The organism is Slackia sp. (assembly GCF_977041755.1).
This window is the reverse complement of sequence record NZ_CDRRGL010000012.1, coordinates 1-19,675: the sequence shown is the minus strand read 5'-3', so window position 1 is coordinate 19,675 and position 19,675 is coordinate 1. Positions and strand designations below refer to the sequence as shown.

Sequence of the window (19,675 nt, the reverse complement as noted above, 5' to 3'; positions counted from 1 at the left end):
TTAAATGTTCGTAGCGTTTAACAGGTCGTAAGCACGTGCCGCGCGCTATAAAGAAGCCGCCCCGAAAGGCGGCTCGTCAACATCACAAATCGACCATGCGCACACCACGGCCACGCGTAGGAACGGCGAGCTGCGTATAGCCGGCAGCACGCATGTAATCGTAAGCGCGTTCGATATCGCGCGCGATATGCTCCTTGCAATGCGCGTCGGTTCCCACCGTGCACGCAACGCCCTCGGCGCGAAACGCCTGCAAAAGCGACGGCGATGGATAGTACTCGGCGCACTCGGCATATGCGCCCGAGGTATTCACCTCGACCATGCGCCCACCCTCGCGCGCCGCCCTCGCCATGCGCTCATACAAAGGCTCAAGATCGAATTCGGGCTTCGGGCTGAACTTCTTCACCACGTCGGCGTGCGCCATCACGGTAAACGGCATGTCGCTTTTCGCAGCCTCGCACCAAAGCTCGACATAGCGGTTCCAGAACGCCTCAAGGTCAACCGACTTCCAACGCGACATATTCTTATGGCTCACCATAAGCCAACGGTCAACGAAATGAATCGAGCCGAGCACAACGTCGAACCGGTCAAAGTCGCTCGCATGCAAAGCGCGCGTTTCGTCTTTGCCAAGCCAATCGAGCTCACAGCCCAAAAGCACGTCGATATCGTCGCGCTTCTGCTGCTCCCGCACAGCGTCAATATAGGCCTCAAGCCGCTCTGCCGGCATGGTGGAGCGCTTCGACGGGTCGAGCTCATCGGGAATAGGATAATGCTCCGTCGCCGCCATATGGGCAATGCCCGCATCGACCGCCGCCTGCACCATGTCGTCGAGCGGATCTTTGGCATGATTGCAGAACGTGGAGTGCGTGTGCATCGTTATGAGCTCGGTCATGCAATCGCCTCCTTGAACGCTTCGAAGAATGCATCGATGTCGGCTTGCGTGTTTTCCACGCCAATTGATACGCGCAGCTCGCCTTGGGCAAGGTTGCGTTCGACGCCGAGAGCGGAAAGCACGTGCGAAGGATCGAGGCTTCCCGATGCGCAGGCCGAGCCGCCCGAAATGCAGATACCGCGCATGTCGAGCTGCAAAATAAGCGTTTGGCTCTCGAAGCCGCGCACGCATACATTCACGATGTTGGGCAAGAACTCTTCGCTGCCACAAGGCACGCAAACCGACGGCACCACGCGTTTAATGGCGTCCAAACGCGCGTACAAATCGTCACGCATGGCACGGGCGCGCGCCGCATAAGCAGGCTGCTCAGCCACAGCGAACTCAATGGCCGCCGCAGCACCTGCGATGCCGCACACGTTCTGCGTGCCGCTGCGACGCCCATTTTCCTGACCGCCACCAGGCAGATACGCCACGTAGGGCGTTTTCGCCGCAAGATAGAGCACGCCAACACCCTTCGGACCGCCCACTTTGTGCGCGGAAAACGAAGCCGCATCGACACCCCAGCCCTTCAAATCGACGGGAATTTTCCCAAGCGCCTGAACGGCGTCGACGTGAAACAGTGCGCCGGCGGCATGAGCCACGCTGCACAACTCGGCCACAGGTTCGATGGTGCCCACTTCGTTGTTGGCAGCCATAACGCTTACCACCAGAGTGTTTTCATCAACCACGCGCTTCAGTGCTTCAGGCGTTACCCTGCCCAAGCCATCGTTGTCGACAAGCTCGAACTCGAAGCCGAGCGCGCGTAGCATATGGCTCGTTTCGAGAACAGCCTCATGCTCGATGCGCGAGGTCACCACCTTGAACGGCCCATGCTTGCCCGCCAAACGAGCCTTTTCGCGCGCGCCAAGCGCCATGCCCACGATTGCCGAATTGTCCGATTCGGTAGCACCGCCCGTGAATACGATTTCGTCGGGACGATGGGCCTTCAGGGCGCGAGCCACGCGAGCACGCACATCTTCGAGCGCGGAGAACGCCTCGCGGCCAATGGAGTGAAGCGAGTTCGCATTGCCGAAAGGCGCCTGCGTTCCCGACTCCATATAAGGCGCCATGGCCTTTGCGGCCGCATCGCACAATGGCGTGGTTGCCGCGTTGTCCAAATATATGCGCTTGGTTTGCATTGCTTGCATGCCCCTTTTATGCCTGCACGTCGTTTGTCCACGGAGCCACGAAACCGTTTTTCTGGGCCTCGGCGGCGACCGCCTTCATTTCCGCAATCGCAGCCGCGCGATCGGACGCGCCGAACACGCCGCTGCCCGCAACAAGCACGTCGCAGCCCGCCGCGCACACTGCGCGCGTTGGGTCGTTCGCCTTCAAGCCGCCATCGACCTCGATGAGCGGCGAAACGCCCGCCTCACGAGCCATCTCGACGATACGGGCAACCTTGGCCTCGGTTCCTTGGATATAGCTCTGGCCAGAAAAGCCCGGGAACACGCTCATGGGCAGCACCATGTCGAGCTTCGCGATGTAAGGCTTGATGAGCTCGACATCGTAATCGGGCTTCATGGCGATGGCGGCCTTGCAGCCGGCGTCGTGAATCATATCGATCGCCAAATCAAACTGGCCGGCATCGGCGTTGAGCGCCTCGGCATGCACCGTGACGATATCGGGCGTATGCTCCAGATACCAGGGAAGCTGTTCGAGCGGGTTGGAAATCATCAAGTGCACGTCGAGCGGCAGCTTCGTGATCTTCTTCAAGCCGGCGACAAACGGCACGCCGAGCGTAAGGTTCGGCACAAAATGACCGTCCATGACGTCAACATGCACGAAGGCGGCACCGCCTTCTTCGATTTCGGCCACATCACGGGCCATATTCATGAAGTCGGCGGACAGAATTGATGGTGCGATTTTCGGCTCGGTGAACACATTGGCTCCTTGCATGCATGAATTTCGGGCGAGGCCCCTGCCTTTTCATCCATTCTAACGCAGCCGCAGCGCTTGCCGCCTATAATCGAAGAACACACGAAAGGATGACCATGCAACGCTGCACGAATTATTTTGTATACGCCATGCCCATGGGGCGACTGAGCATCGCCGCCGACGAGGCGGGCATTTGCGCGATTGCTTTTGGCGACGTTGCACACGATGGCCCGCGCCGCCCGAGCGCGCTTACGAACAAGGCGGCTACGCAACTGCAGGAATATTTCGCAGGCAAGCGCCGTTTCTTCGACATTCCCCTCTCGCCACACGGAACCGAATTCCAGCTCAAGGTATGGAAAGCCCTTGAAACCATTCCCTATGGTCAAACGCGCACGTACGCGGAAATCGCCGAAATGGTTGGCAGCCCTAAAGGCTTTCGCGCGGTAGGGCTCGCCAACAACAAAAACCCACTGCCCATTGTGGTGCCGTGCCACCGCGTTATTGGAGCCGATGGCAAACTCGTGGGCTATGCGGGCGGAGTGAAAATCAAGAAATACCTACTCGATCTCGAGGGCATTGATACCTCGAAAATGAAATAGGTCAAGCAACGCGAAAACGAGCGATTCGATCAAAGCAAGACTGCAAAGGGCATCACGCGCGGTATTCGAACCCGACACGCACCGCCGAAAGAAGGTATGCGCATGCCCGATGAGCCCCGAACGAACGTCAACCTCGCGTATTGCCCATGCGAAGAAGCCTACAGAACAAGAAAAGAGCCCCGATTGGGGCTCTCTTCTTGTGAGTTCGCGCTCAAGCGCGTCAATTCGTTATGCGCGGCGACGCAGGCGCGCGGCGTAATGGGCGTCGGGGCCGTTCGTCGTGAGCGTGGTTTGCACCTGCTCCTCAATTTCGAACTGCTCGCCGAACTTCGTCTTCAGGAAGCGCTCGACAACCTGCTCGTTTTCCTCAGGGAAAACGGTGCAGGTGGCATAGGTGATAACGCCGCCCGGCTTCACCATCTTGGTCGCTTCAATGAGCAAGTCGAGATTGATGGAGGCCATGCTGGTGATATCTTCGGGCTTCAATCGCCAACGAATCTCAGGGTGACGACGCAGCGTGCCCACACCCGAGCACGGAGCATCGAGCAGCACGGCGTCAAAGCTTGCCTCGGGCAGCTTTTGCGAAAGAGTGCGCGCGTCGGCCGTGAGAGGCTCAACCGTGTCAATGCCATACGCGGCACAGCGTTCGCCAAGAATCTTGCCCTTGAACTCATGGTCATCGACCGAGGTCATAGGCACGCAATGGCCAAATGCACGATGCGCGGCGCTCTGGAGCAGAATGGTCTTCGTGCCACGGCCAGAGCCGATTTCAAGGAAGCTTGCGGGCTCTTCGGCAGGCATGGCCAACTGCGCCACGGTTTGCGCGCCCTCGTCGGACACGAGCAGCTCGCCAGCCTCGAACAGCGCTCGCACGTCGGCGCTGCGCAGCGAACGAGCCTCCTTCACACGATAGCAACCCTGCACGTCTTCCGACGCCTCAAGCAGCGAACCGGCCTGGTCAAAAGCCTCTTCGATCTGCTCGAAATCGCCCTTCACGGAATTCACGGCGATAAACACCGGAGCATCGGTGTTGCAGGCATGCATGAATGCGGTCGCCTTCGGCAGCGTCATTTCGTTCATGAGACGCTTGGCGAGCCACATCGGGAAAGCCTGCGAACGAGCAAGCACCTGCAGGCTCAGGTTCGGGTTGCCAAACGGGAACGTTTTCGCGCTTTCCGACATGCGTCGCAGCACGGCGTTAGCAAGACCGCCCGCCTTGGGAGCAACGGAGCACACGAGCTCAACGCCCTGGTCAACAACTACATAGGCGGGCTTGTCGAGGAACAACAGCTCATAGGCGCTCACGCGCATAGCGTCGCGAACGACCTCGTCGATGTCGTTCGGGGTTTTCATGTTGCGGTTAATGAACTCGTCGAGCGTGCCGACCGTCGCAGTCACGCCACGCGCGATTTTCGTGGCAAACGCAGCGTCTTCAGGGGAAATACCCTGGAATTTGGCGAGCACGGCAGGCGTGACTTCGGCAACATAGGCGTTACGCTCACGCACCACGCGACCGATGGCGCAGGCAGCCTGGCGAGCAGGCGTCACATGCACTTGGCCCTTAGGCTTGCGGTAACCGCCGCCCGTGCCGCGATAGCCTTCGCCCTTGCGACGGTGTTCGCGGTATTCGCTGCGGGGGGCATCGTCGTCAACCTGAGTGTTGAGGCGGTCGTCGTCGCGGCGCGGCTTGAAGCCACGCTTGTCGTCGTCGAAGCGCTTTTTCGGGCGGTCGTCGAAACGACGGTCCCCACGACCCTCGAGCTTGCCGCCATCGCGCTTGTCAAAGCGGCGGTCGTCGCGCCTGTCGCCATCGAAGGAGCGTTCGCGTTTCGGACCGCGATCGTCGCGGTCGAACTTACGGCCGTCGCGGTCGAAGTCGCGTTCGCCCCGCTCGAACTTGCGCTCGTCACGGCTGAAGTCTTTCTTGTAGCCGCCCTTCTTGAAATCACGATCGCCGTCGCGACGATCGCCGCGAGGCTTGCGGTCGAAGTCGCGGCCGCCCTTGTAGCCGCCACGGCCACCATCGCGGTCGAATTTATGCTCACCGTCGTGCTTCTTGTAGCCGCCACGATTATCGTCGCGCTTGAAATCACGCTTCGGGCCACGATTGTCGCGGTCAAACTTACGGCCTTCACCGCGATCGTCGCGATCGCCACGGCCTTTGTAGCCGCCCTGAGGCTTGCCGCCCTTGTAGCCGCCACGATTATCGTCGCGGTCGAATTTGCGCTCGCCGTCGCGCTTCTTGTAGCCGCCCTGGCCCTTCGAGCCGCGGAAGCCGCCTTTGTCGCCGTTGCCGCGTCCGCGAGAGTCGCCACCCTTGCCGTGGTATCCGCCGTTGCCGTGGCCGTTGCCGCCGCGATTGTTGTTCGGTCGGTTGCCGCGAGAATCGCCTGCGCCCTTGTTATCGTATGCCATTTACAATGTCTCCCACTCAATCTCGCCCGACTTGATGTTCTGCACGCCCGCAGCGAACGAACGAGCATCCATTTCCTTTTTCCCGTCAGGCTTTATTTCCAAAATCTCGAAAACGCCGTCGGCGCATCCGAGGAACAACCGTTTCTGCGCGAACAACACCTTGCCCTGCGCAAGGCCCGATGCGGCCTCGAAGCACGAATCGTCTTGCGAAAGCGCTGCCGCAGAAAGCACCGTGACGCCTTTGCCCGCGATGGAGCACTTCGAAGGGTGCTGCACGCCCGATGCCTGCACATGGCGAAGGTTCTCGACACACTCGATCGCGGGGTTCAGATTCAACTCGCCTTTTTCAATCTTGGGCGCCCACGTAGCATCTTCCTCAGCCTGCTTGACCCAACGTTGTACGCCATGCTCCACATCGTAGAGGGCCGAAAGCAGTGCATACGCGCCTTTGTCGGCAAGTTCGCCCGTCAAACGCTCGGCATTCATGCCCGCGATTTGGCAAGAACGGCAAATGCAGTAATCGCCCGTATCAAGACCTGCCTCCATGCGCATGATGCACACACCCGCCTCGTCGTCGCCATTCAGAATGGCGCGCTCGATGGGGGCCGCACCGCGATACTTCGGCAGAAGCGACGCGTGCACGTTCAAGCAACCATGCTTCGGAATATCGAGCACAGCCTGCGGCAGAATCATGCCGTACGCGGCGACGCAAATAACGTCGGGGTCGAGAGCGCGAAGGCGTTCGACTTCAGCTTCGTCGCGAAGCGTGCGGGGTTCGAACACCGGAATGTTCGCGCCAAGTGCGACTTCCTTCACCGGAGACGGTACGAGCTTCTTGCCACGGCCGCGCACCGCATCGGCGCGCGTGTACACGGCGACGACGTCGTGCTGTTCCTTCAATTCGATAAGAATGCTCGCCGCAAAATCGGGGGTTCCCATGAACACAACGCGCATGGAATCACCGCCTTTCGAAAGTGTTTGCTAGTCGATGCTCGTTTCACCCGGCTTGGCGCCTGCCGCTCGCGCGATCTCATAATCGCGCAGCGCCTTGAGGCGTGCAGCGGGCGCAGCGCTTTCGAACAGCGTTTTGCCGTTCAAATGGTCGATTTCATGCTGCAGGCAGCGACCGAGCAGGCCGTCGCCTTCGATGATGTAATCTTCGCCGTCGAAGTCGGTGAATTTCACCACGGCGTATTCACGACGACATTCAGGCACAGAGATGCCGGGGCATGAAAGACAGCCCTCTTCTTCAGTGACAAATTCGCCTTTGAGTTCAAGAATTTCAGGATTGATGAGCGTGATGGGGTCTTGGCGGCCATCTTCCTGGTCGCAGTCAATCACGATGATGCGCTTAAGCACGCCCACCTGCGGTGCGGCAATGCCGCAGCCGTTGTTCTTGTACATCGTTTTCGCCATTTGCTTCGCGAGCTTCTTCAAGCTCTTGTCTTTGATGTCGCACTCCTCGCACACCTGGCGAAGAATGGGGTCGGGGTATTCCACCACCGGGAGCGTGTCAAAAGCCATATTCAGTTCCTTTTATCGAAAGGGCCACGAATCAGGCCCCGTTTCAACAAGCAAAGTTTGCAGCCGAGAGTATATCAAAGAGTGACAGCTGGGCCGACAAATGCGCAGATGGTACACACAAATACGCGGACGGCGGCAATAGACGGCACATGCGCGCTTGGCGAGTGGCAGATTGGGCGCTCTGCCACGTCACCCCAGCGCGACGCACGGGGACAGAGTTCGCACAAACTACAGTAAGCTGTTCGGGTCAACGTCGACGGCGACATTGACTTTCTTGTTCGCGCGTCGCTTGCGAATCACCGGTTCGGCGAGCTTTGAGATGTCGGCTCCTGCAGGCGCCTTGATTAAAATGTGCCAGCGGTGTTGGCCGCGCAGCTTATCGATGGCGCACGGGGCCGCGCCCAGGCTCTGCCAGCCATCACCCACAATATCGTCAATCTGCTCCTGCACGCGCTTCGCGAGCGCCTCGGCTTCGGCGCGCACGGCCTCCTCTTCGGCGCCCCATACCAAAATATTCGCCAAGCGCGCATACGGCGGATACCCGAGCATCTTGCGTTTCGGCAGTTCATCGGCAAGAAAACGCTTACGATCGTAATGCGCAGCTGCAAGAATGGCCATCGCGTCGTGCATATAGGTTTGCACGAGCACGCGGCCCTCGAAGTGCCCGCGGCCCGCACGGCCTGCAACCTGCTCCACCAAGTCGAACGTGCGTTCCGCCGAGCGGAAATCGGGCAAGCGCAGCTGCGTGTCAGCGTTGATCACACCCACGAGCACAACATCGTCGAAATCGAGACCCTTCGCAATCATCTGCGTGCCCAAAAGCACCGCCGCACCGGGCTGGCCAAATTCGGCGAGCAGCTTTTCATGCGCATCGCGCGTCGCAGTGGTGTCGGAGTCCATGCGCACCACGCGCGGAAGCGGCCGGCCAGTTGCGCTCGCGTGTTCGTCGAGTATGCGTCGCAGCTCCATCTCCACACGCTGCGTTCCCGCGCCGAACTTCTTCAAATAAGGGCTCCCGCACACCGGGCACGACACGGGTGCCTGAGAGGTTTTGCCGCAATGGTGGCACACGAGCTTTCGGCCCACTTCGTGATAGGTCAGCGAAACCGAGCACGTAGTGCATTCGGGCACATAGCCGCAATCGCGACACAGCAAGAAGTTCGCGAATCCACGCTGATTGAGCATGAGCACGACTTTGCGGCCTGCATCGACCGCGGCGAACAGGTTTTCCTGCAGCTCTTTGGCGAACATGGAACGAGAGCCGCGGCCGAATTCCTTCGCCATGTCGATAATGCGCACCTCGGGCATAGGCTTGCCATTCGCGCGCGTCGGAAGTACCACGCGATGCCACATATCGTCGACCTTGCAGCGGCACAGCGTCTCGAACGAAGGAGTCGCGCTGCCCAGCACAAGCGCGGCGCCTGTGCGCTGAGCCATCCATGCGGCCACATCGCGCGCGTGGTAGCGCGGCGCGCTTTCCTGCTTATAGGTACTTTCGTGCTCTTCGTCGATAATGACGAGGCCAAGCGTTGCCATAGGACAAAAGAGCGCACTTCTCGCACCCACGACCACGCGTTTTTTGCCTAGTCGCACCGCTTCCCACTGGTCGAATCGCTCGCCCGCCGTCATGCGCGAATGCATAACCGCCACGGTATCGCCGAAGCGGCCCTCAAAGCGCGACACCGTTTGAGGAGTGAGCGCAATTTCAGGTACGAGCACAATGGCGCCACGCCCCAACTCGAGCGCATGGCGAATCGCACGCAGGTACACCTCGGTTTTGCCCGACCCCGTCACGCCATCGACCACGCACGCCTCGCCGGCGCAGCGGTCAATGCACGCATCAACGCACGCAAGCGCCGCTGCCTGGCCTTCGGTGAGCGCGAAGCCTTCACGTGCCTCGGCGGCCTCGGCGATGTCTTCATCGAGCGGCACAGGAGCCTCGGCTTCGCCCTTCTTCTTTCTGCGCCGCGCAGGCTTTTGCAACTCCCACACATCGCCGCGTTTCACGACCTTCGGCGCGCGGCCCACGGGCGTGAGCAAATGCACACACGAGCTGAGCGGCGCCACGTATTCATGGGCGATAAATTGGATAAGCGCGGCACCGTCCTCGTCGAAGTACGGCGAAGAAAGCACCGAGAGCAGCGGCTTGAGGCGCGAAACCGAGGTTGGATCAATTTCGGAATCGGGCCGCTCACAAACCTCCATGACGTAGCCAATCGCGCGGCGCGCGCCGAATTCGACAAGCACGGCGCAACCCACTTCTACGCCGACCATATCGGCGGGAACTACGTAGGTGTAGAGGCTGTCGAGCGACTGGGTTTGTATGTCCAAAACTAAGGAAACGGTTCTCATGCAGGCGAGTATATAAGAAAAGCGAGCCCCGGATGAGACTCGCTTTCAAAATACAACATATGTTCGTGTTTGCGAAATGCGCGCGGGCGAACTACTCCAAGCCGCATGCCTTGCGCAGCGCCTCGGCCTTGTCGCGGCGCTCCCACGTGAACTCGGGAAGCTCACGGCCAAAGTGGCCATAATTGCTGGTAAGACGATAAATCGGGCGGCGAAGGTCGAGCGCGTCGATAATCGCGGCCGGGCGCAGGTCAAAAACCTCAGACACAGCCTTCTCGATATCGGCCACAGACACATGCTCAGTGCCGAAGGTGTCGACCATGATGCTCACCGGACGAGCCATGCCAATGGCGTAGGCGATTTGCACTTCGCAGCGATCGGCCAGGCCAGCCGCCACAACGTTTTTGGCGACCCAGCGCGCAGCGTATGCTGCGGAGCGGTCGACCTTCGTGCAGTCTTTGCCCGAGAACGCGCCGCCACCATGACGGCCCATGCCGCCGTAGGTATCGACGATAATCTTGCGACCCGTGAGGCCCGTGTCGCCCATGGGGCCACCGATGACGAAACGACCCGTGGGATTAACATAGATATCCATGTCGCTTGCGGCCTTCAGGCCTTCAGCGGCAAGCACAGGGTTAATCACATGCTCGATAAGCGCGGCCTCGAGCTGGTCATGCTCAACGCCCTCGTCGTGCTGAGTAGAAATGAGCACCTTCTCGACGGCTTCGGGCTTGCCATCGACATAGCGGACCGAAACCTGGGTTTTGCCGTCGGGGCGAAGGAACGGAAGCGTACCGTTCTTGCGAACCTCGGTCAGGCGCTCAGAGAGGCGATGCGCCAGATAAATGGGCATCGGCATGAGCGTGCTCGTTTCGTTGCAGGCGTAGCCGAACATCATGCCCTGGTCGCCCGCGCCGGTTTCGTCTTCCTTATCGGCGGCTTCGCCGTGCTGGGCCTCCCAGCTCTCATCGACGCCCTGGGCGATATCGGGGCTCTGGCTGTGAATGGCGTTGATTACGCCGCAGGTGTCGCAGTCGAAGCCATACTTTGCGCGGTCGTAGCCGATGGAGCGAACAACGTCGCGCACAATGGTGTCGACGTCGACGTAGGCCTGCGTGCGAATTTCGCCCGTCACGAACACCGTGCCCGTCGTGGCAACGGTTTCGCACGCGCAGCGAACCTGCGACACATCGGCAGGCTTTCCGCTCGGCGAAATATAGCCGGCTTTTTCGAGCTCGATTTCTTTAGCGAGAATCGCGTCCAGAATGGCATCAGAAACCTGGTCGCACAGCTTGTCGGGATGACCCTCGGTCACCGACTCGGACGTGAACAGGTAGGTAGCATTCTCGTTGGACATTCAGAATTCCTTTCTTCATCGTTGTTGGCGGGACCACCGTGGGTGTTGCCCCCGGTTGGTACCGGGATCGACGAGCCAACCCTCTTCCCCGGATCTTGATAAATACTGGTGCGCCTGGCGCACAAGGTACACATAGTAGCCGAAATCGACAGCACGGCGAACCAGGCCGCCTACGCACACGAGAACGACACGAACAGGCGATTATGAACGCAGGCCACCGTTGTAATGCAGCGTTCGGCCTTCTTTCTGCAGTCGTTCGAACTTGCGCATGTCGGCCTCGGCCATGCCCTGGGTTTTCGTCATGCGCTTGCCATGCATGGGATCACGCGGGTCGTTCCACAAACGCTTGGCCACAGGCGCCCATTCCTCGCTGAACGCCTTGGTTTTCGCGCAGAGCTCTTCGGCGGTTTCCTCGTGCTGCAAATCGGTCGATTTCGCGCCGGAACGTGCAACCATGTCGGCGAGCATGCCTGAATTCTCCAGAATGGGACACGGTCGCAGATAGTTGCCGTCGAAGGGCTGCTCGTAGTAATACTCCATGAAAATGGGCGAACGCAGCGCGTCAAGCAGGCTTACGTCGTGGATGTTCGCATTCGAGTAGTGCGCGAACACGCACGGGTCCACGTCGCCGGCAGCATTGATATGCAAATAACGGCGCCCGCCAGCAATGCAGCCGCCCACGAATTCGCCGTCGTCTTGGAAGTCGAGCGTGAACAGGGGCTTCGTCTGGCGCATCTCGCGCACGAAGTTGTACAGGTGCTCGCGCTGAGCGGCGTTGGGAATAAGGTCGGACGTAGACCCGTGGCCTACAGGCATGAACGAGAAAATCCACGCGAACAATGCGCCCTGGTCGATAAGCCAATCGAAGTATTCTTCAGACGCTATTGAGCTCGCATTCTGAGCGGTGTAGCAGCATGAAACGCCGAACGGCAGGCCGTGCTCGCGAAGCAGCGCCATGGCCTTCGACACCTTCTGGAACACACCTTCACCGCGGCGAGCATCAGTGGCTTCCTCGAAGCCTTCAGCCGAAATTGCCGGCACGAAGTTCGCTACGCGAATCATGTCTTGGCAGAACGCCTCGTCGATAAGCGTGGCGTTCGTAAAGCAGAGGAACGCACAATCGGGATGCGCCTCGCACAGTTTGATGAGGTCGTGCTTGCGCACCAAGGGCTCGCCGCCCGTATAGATGAACACGTGCGTTCCCAAGGCTTTGCCCTGTTCGATGATAGAGTCAATGTCGTCGTAGCTCAAGTTGAGCTTATGGCCGTATTCCGCAGCCCAGCAACCCGTGCAATGCAGGTTGCACGCGCTCGTGGGATCGAGCAGAATCGCCCACGGAATGTTGCACTGGTATTTGTCGCGATTCTTCTCTTGCTCGCCCCACACCATGAGGTTCGAGTCAATCAAGAACGATTTCACCAGGCGATTTCGCACCTCGGGGTTCAAATGGGCAATTTTCATGAGCAGCTGATACCAGTTGTTCTTCTCATCGATTGCATTACGGAATGCCTCGCGTTGCGAAGGGAAAAGGTTGCGCGGGGCGGCCTTGTCGACCATCTCCATCGCCTTTGGAAACCTTGTTTCAGGGTCTTCAAACAGGTAATCAACCATTTTGCACAATGCCGCATGCTTCACGGAATCCAAAGCGACCATAACACTCCCCTTTTCTCGCCGCGTTTTGGCGACGTGGCGCTTCATTATTTTTTCTACATGTGTGGTTTTATGCCCATATGTGCATTATCATGATTCGAAGCAAAGGGGACAATTGCCAGTATTGCTACAGGTGGAGCATAAGCAACAGAGTGTTTTAATTTGGGGTTAACTTTGCCGAAATGTTGATTTCAGATTCAAAGGGGCGCAAAAGAATATGGCACAGGAAAGCGGCGCGAAGAAAATCGATCGACGCGTATTGAAAACACGCCAAGCAATCGAGGAGGGCTTGGCGAGCCTCATCCTGAAAACCGACTACGACAAAATCACCGTAAGCGCTTTGGCGAAAGAAGCCAACATCAATCGCAAGACGTTCTATTTGCACTACGACTCGGTCGACGACGTGCTCGACACCATGACGAAACGACACGCGCAAAAAACCATGGAGCGCATCAAGGCAAGCGGCGTTTTGGACACCGTGCCGCTCGATGTCGATGGCGTTGCGCACGAGATTGGTGAAAGCTATCGCCAAACGCGCCTGTTCAACCCAATATTCATGGAAAAGCTTCCCATTAAGCACCTTATTTCGGCCATGACGCCCTATTGGGTCGAAGCTATTCAGCGCGAACGCGCGGCGCGCGGCCTTAAACCCCTGGAAAACACCGAGTACTATGCACGCTTCATTCTGGGCGGCATGTTCGAAGCCTATGAAAACTGGTACAACTCAGGCGACGACGTGCCTTTTAACGAAATCGCCCGAATCGTCGCAAAAGCAATGACCCGAGGCGTCAACGGAATCTTGGAAACAGAGTAATCTGCTAAATGCTCGCAGTGTTTAACAGGTCGGTGGATTTGCGCAGCCGAAGCCCATCGCCCAGCAACCTGTTAAATGCTCGTAGCGTTTAACAGGTTCGGTCAACAATAGGCGCGGGTTTTGGCGATAAGCTTGCGGTAGATGCGGTCGCGAATCCACGGTTCGCTTGACAGGCGAACAGCGTCGTCGAGCGGCACCCACTTCAAGGCGGAATTCTCGTCAGGCTTCACCTTCAGCGGCTCATCGGGATTTGCCTGAGCCAAATACGTCACATTCAGATGCAAATGCGAGCCCACATATGCGCCGCGCTTCTCGTGGCCGTTCACTGTGAGCACCTCGAGCGAGAAAACATCACCACCGTTAGAGCGGAAATCAGCTCGTTGGCAAGATGCAAAACCCTGCGCGAAACCGCCTTCGCACAACGCGTCCTGCCCAAGCGGAAGATCCGAACCTCCCAGAACGCCATTCCCTCGAACAAGCTCGCCCTCGGCCGAAACGCCGCGGCCATACGAAAGAATGCGGCCATGCACGCCGGTCTCTTCTTCGAGTTCGCGAAGAGCAACCGCGCGCAAATCGGCCACGCCGTCGGCATGACCGCCAATCCACGACCACGATTGGTAAATGTTGTGCCATTCAAGCAGCGTGCGTTCAAAAGAAGCATCAACCGTCCAAATCGATGTCGCCATATGCGCCTGCGCAGAGCGCTCGAAGCAATTGGGGTCGCTTTTGAGGGCACGAAGGATCACCTGTTTATCGACCGATTCCTGCTCATTGAACGGCTCGAAGGCTTCAATGTCGGCAATCAGTCGGGCGCGATCGCGGGCCATCGTTTCCACATGCACTCCCCTCGTACGTCAAAGCAAGGCAGGATCGATTCCCTGCCCCGCACACAAAACCGGAAACCAGCAGTTTCCCATCAAAGAAAAAATGGGGCAGAAGGCTTACCTCCTACCCCACTTTCGTACAACTACTCGTAATCGGCCAGATTGGGCTCAATAGCTGGCTTGCCGGGGCCTTCCGGCAAAAGATCGGCGAAGGTCGCCTCGACGAGCTCGATGGCGTTGCGCGGGCAAGCAGCCTCGCACGCGCCGCAGCCGACGCAGTAGCGCGCGTCGTACTCCAGGTGGCCTTCCTTGGTCGCGATGCGCGCGCCGCTCGCGCACTTCGCCACGCAATCGAGGCATTCCACACAGGCGTCATGGTCGGTCGCGCTCACGGCGACTTCGACATTTTCGGCAATATCGGGCTTGGCAGCATAGGCCTCAAGCAGCATGCGGCGACGAGGCGGCATGACGCGGGTCGCCCTGCCCTTCTCGAGCGCGTCGCTTAAGTACTCGCCCTCGCTCAAATTCAGCGCCTCGCGCATGCGTTCGCGTTCCTTCTTGCGATAGGCCTCCTTCAGGGTGTCAGACTGCTTCAGACGGCGGCGGCCAGAAATAATGCCGAACGCATCGTCTTTCACGCTGTCGAACGCGGCACGACGGTCGAATTCGTCATCAACCACAGCCTCCACAGGGGGCACATATTCGGGAATCTCGCGATCGAAGTGAACGCTCTCGCCCGTTTGCGCTTCGGCAATTTCGATGGCTTTGGTAAAAAGCAGCTCGCCGATTTTCGCAGCGCGCGAGCAATCTTCGCAGTACTTCAAATCGCACGCCACGCACACAGGAACGTTCTGCGAGAGCAGAAGCGTCCACAACTCGGGAGGCACGCACGCCAAGCATGGAAGCACCGTGACATTTTTCGCTGGCTCAAAACCAGGGAAAACGTTCTCTTCGCAGGTGAGGTATACGATTTCTCCGCGCATGGCTACTTTGCGCAAGTGGTCATACAGGCGCAAAGCCGTCGCCGAGCTCGAAGAGAACGCGTCGCACACGCCAATGCACACGCCGCACTTCGTGCACGCATCGCGATCGATAACCGGCGCGCCTGCTTCGTCGAAGGAAAGAGCCTTGGCGGGACACGCGAGCTGGCAGCGCGTGCAATGTGCGCCGTGCGTACGCGTGCAGTGTTCAGGAATCGTGAGAACTTTCATCGCTGCGAGAATCCCCCTTTAAGCAGCCTTAACAACGCAGAGCGCCCGCGCCGAACGCATTGCCGGCGCGGGCGAAATATTAGAATGCGGCAGCAAGCGTCGCGTCGATGCGAGCAAGCACGTCTTCGCGATTCAGCAGCTCAATGCTCTCAAACAGCGGCGGGCTCACCATGTTGCCGCACACGGCAACACGAAGCGGCTGGAACATGAGCTTGGGCTTGATGCCCATAGGCTCGCACAGCGCACGGCACGCCTCCTGCATGGGATTGCATTCCCAAGCCTCGGCGTTTGCAAGCACCTCGCGGCACGCGCGCAGCGCTTCATCGGCGCGGGCGCCTTCCTTCTGCAAAACCTTCTTCACGCTCTTGGCGTCGAGCACGACGTTTTTGCCCCAGAACATGTACGGCAGCTTCTCGGCGGCATCGCTCAGGCTCGTCTCGCGCTCGGCAAGCAACGGGTAAAGCGCCTCGTAGAATACGGGGCGCGCCTCGATGTCGGCGGCGGTTTCGGCAACGGCGGCAGCTTGCTCGTCGTCGGAAAGCGCGAACGGCTCAGCCTCAGCAGCGTCAACCACCACAGCTCCCTCGGCGGCAGCCATGCCGGCTGCGCGAGCCTGCGCCAGCCACGGCGTGGACAGCTTCACCCATTCGTCGGCCTGCATGGTTTTAATGTACTGGCCGTTCATCCAATCGAGCTTGGTCTCGTCGAACACGGCGTCTTTCTTCGTGATGCGGTCGAGGCCGAACTTCTCGCACAGCACATCGCGCGGGATAATCGTGGTCTCGCCGTCGAGGCTCCATCCCAGAAGGGCCAGGAAGTTCACCATCGTGTCGGGCAAATAGCCGCGCGCAGCGTATTCCTCGACGCTCGTGGCACCATGGCGCTTGGAAAGCTTCTTGCCGTCGGCGCCCAGAATCATGGAGAGGTGCGCGAACGTCGGAGCCTCAAGGCCCAATGCCTCATAAATCAGAATCTGGCGCGGCGTGTTGGACAGGTGGTCGTCGCCGCGAATCACATGCGTGATATGCATGTTCGCATCGTCGCAGACCACGGCGAAGTTATAGGTCGGCGTGCCATCGGTACGCACCAGAATCATGTCGTCCATAACGTCGGCCGGGAAGCTCATGTGGCCATACACGGCGTCGTCGAACTCGATGGGGCCATGGTTCTCGGGCACCTTCAGGCGCCATACATGCGGCTCGCCTGCATCGATGCGCGCCTGCGCCTCTTCAGCGGAAAGCGAACGGCACGTGCGATCGTAGCCCGAATAGCCGCCCTCAGTTTTCTCGGCAGCCTCGCGCTTGGCGTCGAGCGTTTCCTTCGTGCAGAAGCACGGATACACCGCGCCGCGCTCTTTAAGCTGCTCCAGGGCAGCCTTGTAGGTGTCGAAGCGCTCAGTTTGCTTGTAGGGGCCGAAATCGCCGCCCACTTCGGGACCTTCGTCCCAATCAAGGCCGAGCCAGCGCATAGCGCGCAGAATGATTTGCGTGTTTTCCTCGGTGGAGCGCTCGGGATCGGTGTCCTCGATGCGCAGCACGAACGTGCCACCCGTGGCGCGAGCAAACGCCCAGTTGTAAATAGCCGTGCGGGCACCGCCGATATGAAGCTTGCCCGTGGGCGAAGGCGCGAAACGAACGCGCACGCCAGAGGTCGAATCTGCCATACGAATCTATCCTTCCAATAGTCTCTTAGCGCTTTTGGGTTGACCCTTTGCGCAGCAGCCTTCCTATAGTAATGCAAACGACGCAGCACGCAACCGTGACCACGAGCCAAATAGCGCCCATGCCCACCCAAAATTCAGGCGGATACATGCAAATGAGCAAAGAATCCCAGCTGAAGGTCCACGTGCCTGCCGCAAAGAACAGCGAATGGAATTGCGCGAAGAAGCCGTCGAAATCGATGGCGACCCACGCCGCGAGCAGCGCGAAAACCGCCAAAACGGAAACGCCCGCACCTGTGAGCACGCGCCCGAGCAGGCGCTTTCCGCCGCGAAATGCCGTCGCCGTGCAGCCAACGCACGCGGCCACCACGGCGGCAAGAAGCCACCACTTCGCAGCCTGCACCACGCCGAACACATCGTCGAGGTGGCTTACGGCATCGGGCGTGAGCACGTAGCGTTCGCTCGCCGCGTCGAATGCCGCCTCAAGCGTTGCAATCTGCTCGTCGGAAAGCTCGCCTGCAGCATAGTTCGCTGTTACGTCGATCTTGGGAGCGCCCTTGCCAGCCGTGCCGGCGAGCGCCTCTTGCGCATTGATCGCGGCGATTGTGGCGTACACCGCAGCCTTGTCGTTGTCGTCGATGGTGTAGCGCTTCGTTTGCACCGCCGCTGCAACGAGCTCGTCTTTCGTGAATGGCGAGGCGTCGTCGGTCGAATAAGCGCTCGCAAGCGCCTTGGTGGAAACGTCGGGCACGGCGCACGCCGCAAAGCCGGCCGCGACAAGGCTCACGGCCAACGCCACCGCCGAAATCACGGCCACGACGCTCGTCACGATGCGCGCCGAAGACTCGCTTTTCGCCATGCTATTCATCCACCCAAATGGTCGCGGCGGTAATGCCGTGCGTCCTCTTGCAAATAACCGGCTCGGGCCCCAGTCGGCTGAACACGCCGGTGAAGCGGCCGTTGTAGATATACAGGCCTTCCATATTGTTATACGGCGAGGGCTCTACCGTGGCATCGGCCTCGGTGCCATACAGCGGAATGGCGAGCGTCTTGAACGGCGTGCAGTAACGCTGGACCAAAAACGGCGCGCCCGCCTTGCTATCGACGTGGGCGTCAACGATTTCGACCCACTGTTCGTCGGTATAGTTCGAGCCCGCAAACACGTCTTTGGAGCCATAGGCGTCGGTCGGCTTGATGATCCAGTTTTCGCGCGTGGCCTTCACGTTGCGTTCAGCCACCACGTCGCTCGTCAAAAACGAGGTAAACGGCACCGTGTCGCGCACGAAAGCGTTTTCTTCGTCGGTGAGCAACACCTGCGTTTCGGGCATATGAAGCACCTGGAAAATCTGCTTGTCGTGCACCAAATGGCCCGCGAAGCTGCCGATGAGCGCCACCTTGCGCTCGCGAACGGCCGAGATAAGCGCCTGCGACGCCTCCCAGTTGTCGATGATATCGTTGGTCACGCTACGGCGCCAAATAGCATCGATTTTCGCGTTGTCGCGGCCATAGAACGCCTTCTTGCCAATAAGTTCGCCGTTCTCGAACGCCAAATCGCGCACGTCGTATACCGAGCACTCGATGCCGCGCTCGGCGAACAGGCCGGCGAAAATCTTGAACTCTTCGGTAATGGCGTTTTCCAAAAAGTCGACAATCGCGACATGCGGATTGGCGACTTTCAAATCGTAGGTGTCGTAGATTTTGAGGAACTCGTCGACCCAGCCGACGAACAGCTCTTCGTTGCACGTACGAATCTTGTGGGCTGCGGCGAATGCCTTGAAGGGCTCGGAATCCACAATGCTCGCGGTGATTTCGCGGTTCTCGTTCATGCCCGAAGAACCGTCGGCGTTGAATTCGCAGAACTGCGCCGACATGTCGTCTTCGTTCAGGAACAAGTCCACGCGCGCGAACGGCAGCAGCGCGTCGTAGCCGCGCGGCAGCAAAATAAGCTCCACCAAGCGCGGGTCAATATCGTACACATGGCGGTAGCTGGGGTTTTCCAAATACTCGCGCATGACCTTCGACAAAATCGAATAGGTGGTCTCGGCGATATACGCGAAACGCTCGTGCGTCTCACGGTTGTACAGGCGCGGCACGTACGACGAGTCGACCACCTCGTGGTGGTAAATCGCCGTTGAATTGTTCATGTGCTCGCGCGCGGCAAGGCGGCCCTGCACGTCGCCGCCACGTTCGGCGACAAGCGCGAGGTATTCATCGGTGAGCTGGGCGTTAGTAGGCATGAGCTCTTCCTTCTTTCTGTCGTATACGCGCCTAGCATACGACAAGCGCGCGAAGCAACGTGAAACGCGTGCGCATTCTCCCAAAGCGCACCATATCTGGCGGGCGGTCGCGCTATTATGAAAGCTCCCAATAAGCATATTCAGGAAGGCGCGCGCGTGAACAAAACCCAAGAAGATACCCCGAAGCCGTCATGGGCGCGCATCGCCGGCTTCGCATGCTACCAGGGCT

Annotated in this window: 16 protein-coding genes; 2 read left to right on the top strand and 14 right to left on the bottom strand. The window is 59.3% G+C overall.

The annotated features are described in order from the left end of the window. Positions 1 to 82: 82 nt before the first annotated feature. From ACWI8T_RS02235 to rpe, 3 genes are read right to left on the bottom strand one after another with little or no spacing between them, the layout of a single operon-like run. Positions 83 to 889 (bottom strand): histidinol-phosphatase, encoded by an 807-nt coding sequence (locus ACWI8T_RS02235; RefSeq protein ID WP_281668998.1) that lies wholly within the window; start codon positions 887 to 889, stop codon positions 83 to 85. Then, entirely contained in the window at positions 886 to 2,076 is a 1,191-nt protein-coding gene (locus ACWI8T_RS02230; RefSeq protein WP_287537779.1) for a cysteine desulfurase family protein, read from the bottom strand. The genes ACWI8T_RS02235 and ACWI8T_RS02230 overlap by 4 nt, the downstream gene beginning before the upstream one ends. Positions 2,077 to 2,083: 7 nt before the next feature. Then, positions 2,084 to 2,812, bottom strand: coding sequence for a ribulose-phosphate 3-epimerase (gene rpe / locus ACWI8T_RS02225; RefSeq protein WP_281669140.1), 729 nt, complete (start codon positions 2,810 to 2,812; stop codon positions 2,084 to 2,086). A gap of 110 nt (positions 2,813 to 2,922) precedes the next feature. On the opposite strand from rpe, the gene ACWI8T_RS02220 reads away from it, so the two are divergent. Next, the gene (locus ACWI8T_RS02220) at positions 2,923 to 3,405 is read left to right on the top strand and encodes a methylated-DNA--[protein]-cysteine S-methyltransferase (RefSeq protein WP_114615066.1); all 483 of its coding nucleotides are present in this window, start codon (positions 2,923 to 2,925) and stop codon (positions 3,403 to 3,405) included. Positions 3,406 to 3,633: 228 nt separating this feature from the next. On the opposite strand, the gene ACWI8T_RS02215 is transcribed toward ACWI8T_RS02220, so the two are convergent. The 6 genes from ACWI8T_RS02215 to ACWI8T_RS02190 all read right to left on the bottom strand — a co-directional run bounded on the left by ACWI8T_RS02215 (position 3,634) and on the right by ACWI8T_RS02190 (position 12,703). Next, the gene (locus tag ACWI8T_RS02215) at positions 3,634 to 5,820 is read right to left on the bottom strand and encodes a transcription antitermination factor NusB (RefSeq protein ID WP_449137794.1); all 2,187 of its coding nucleotides are present in this window, start codon (positions 5,818 to 5,820) and stop codon (positions 3,634 to 3,636) included. Further along, positions 5,821 to 6,774, bottom strand: coding sequence for a methionyl-tRNA formyltransferase (gene fmt / locus ACWI8T_RS02210; protein ID WP_288169671.1), 954 nt, complete (start codon positions 6,772 to 6,774; stop codon positions 5,821 to 5,823). Positions 6,775 to 6,801: 27 nt separating this feature from the next. Next, complete coding sequence (gene def, locus ACWI8T_RS02205; RefSeq protein ID WP_281668994.1) at positions 6,802 to 7,344, bottom strand: peptide deformylase; 543 nt, start codon at positions 7,342 to 7,344, stop codon at positions 6,802 to 6,804. A gap of 228 nt (positions 7,345 to 7,572) precedes the next feature. Then, positions 7,573 to 9,696 carry a replication restart helicase PriA gene (gene priA, locus ACWI8T_RS02200; protein ID WP_449137793.1) on the bottom strand — a complete coding sequence of 708 codons (2,124 nt, stop codon included), beginning with the start codon at positions 9,694 to 9,696 and terminating at the stop codon, positions 7,573 to 7,575. Between the two features lie 91 nt (positions 9,697 to 9,787). Next, positions 9,788 to 11,050, bottom strand: coding sequence for a methionine adenosyltransferase (gene metK / locus ACWI8T_RS02195; RefSeq protein WP_288169668.1), 1,263 nt, complete (start codon positions 11,048 to 11,050; stop codon positions 9,788 to 9,790). A 201-nt stretch (positions 11,051 to 11,251) separates the two neighbouring features. After that, positions 11,252 to 12,703: a radical SAM protein gene (locus tag ACWI8T_RS02190; RefSeq protein ID WP_449137792.1), complete on the bottom strand. Its 1,452-nt coding sequence runs from the start codon at positions 12,701 to 12,703 to the stop codon at positions 11,252 to 11,254. A gap of 214 nt (positions 12,704 to 12,917) precedes the next feature. On the opposite strand from ACWI8T_RS02190, the gene ACWI8T_RS02185 reads away from it, so the two are divergent. After that, positions 12,918 to 13,514 carry a TetR/AcrR family transcriptional regulator gene (locus ACWI8T_RS02185; RefSeq protein WP_449137791.1) on the top strand — a complete coding sequence of 199 codons (597 nt, stop codon included), beginning with the start codon at positions 12,918 to 12,920 and terminating at the stop codon, positions 13,512 to 13,514. 101 nt (positions 13,515 to 13,615) lie between these two features. On the opposite strand, the gene ACWI8T_RS02180 is transcribed toward ACWI8T_RS02185, so the two are convergent. The 5 genes from ACWI8T_RS02180 to ACWI8T_RS02160 all read right to left on the bottom strand — a co-directional run bounded on the left by ACWI8T_RS02180 (position 13,616) and on the right by ACWI8T_RS02160 (position 19,446). Then, complete coding sequence (locus ACWI8T_RS02180) at positions 13,616 to 14,341, bottom strand: NUDIX hydrolase (protein WP_449137799.1); 726 nt, start codon at positions 14,339 to 14,341, stop codon at positions 13,616 to 13,618. 140 nt (positions 14,342 to 14,481) lie between these two features. Next, positions 14,482 to 15,549 carry a 4Fe-4S dicluster domain-containing protein gene (locus ACWI8T_RS02175; RefSeq protein ID WP_449137790.1) on the bottom strand — a complete coding sequence of 356 codons (1,068 nt, stop codon included), beginning with the start codon at positions 15,547 to 15,549 and terminating at the stop codon, positions 14,482 to 14,484. 79 nt (positions 15,550 to 15,628) lie between these two features. Further along, a complete protein-coding gene (gltX, locus tag ACWI8T_RS02170; protein ID WP_449137789.1) occupies positions 15,629 to 17,212 on the bottom strand; it encodes a glutamate--tRNA ligase in 1,584 nt (527 codons plus the stop codon). Between the two features lie 25 nt (positions 17,213 to 17,237). Then, complete coding sequence (locus tag ACWI8T_RS02165; protein ID WP_449137788.1) at positions 17,238 to 18,068, bottom strand: lipoprotein intramolecular transacylase Lit; 831 nt, start codon at positions 18,066 to 18,068, stop codon at positions 17,238 to 17,240. Position 18,069: 1 nt separating this feature from the next. Beyond that, positions 18,070 to 19,446, bottom strand: coding sequence for a carboxylate--amine ligase (locus ACWI8T_RS02160; protein ID WP_449137787.1), 1,377 nt, complete (start codon positions 19,444 to 19,446; stop codon positions 18,070 to 18,072). Positions 19,447 to 19,675 lie beyond the last annotated feature (229 nt).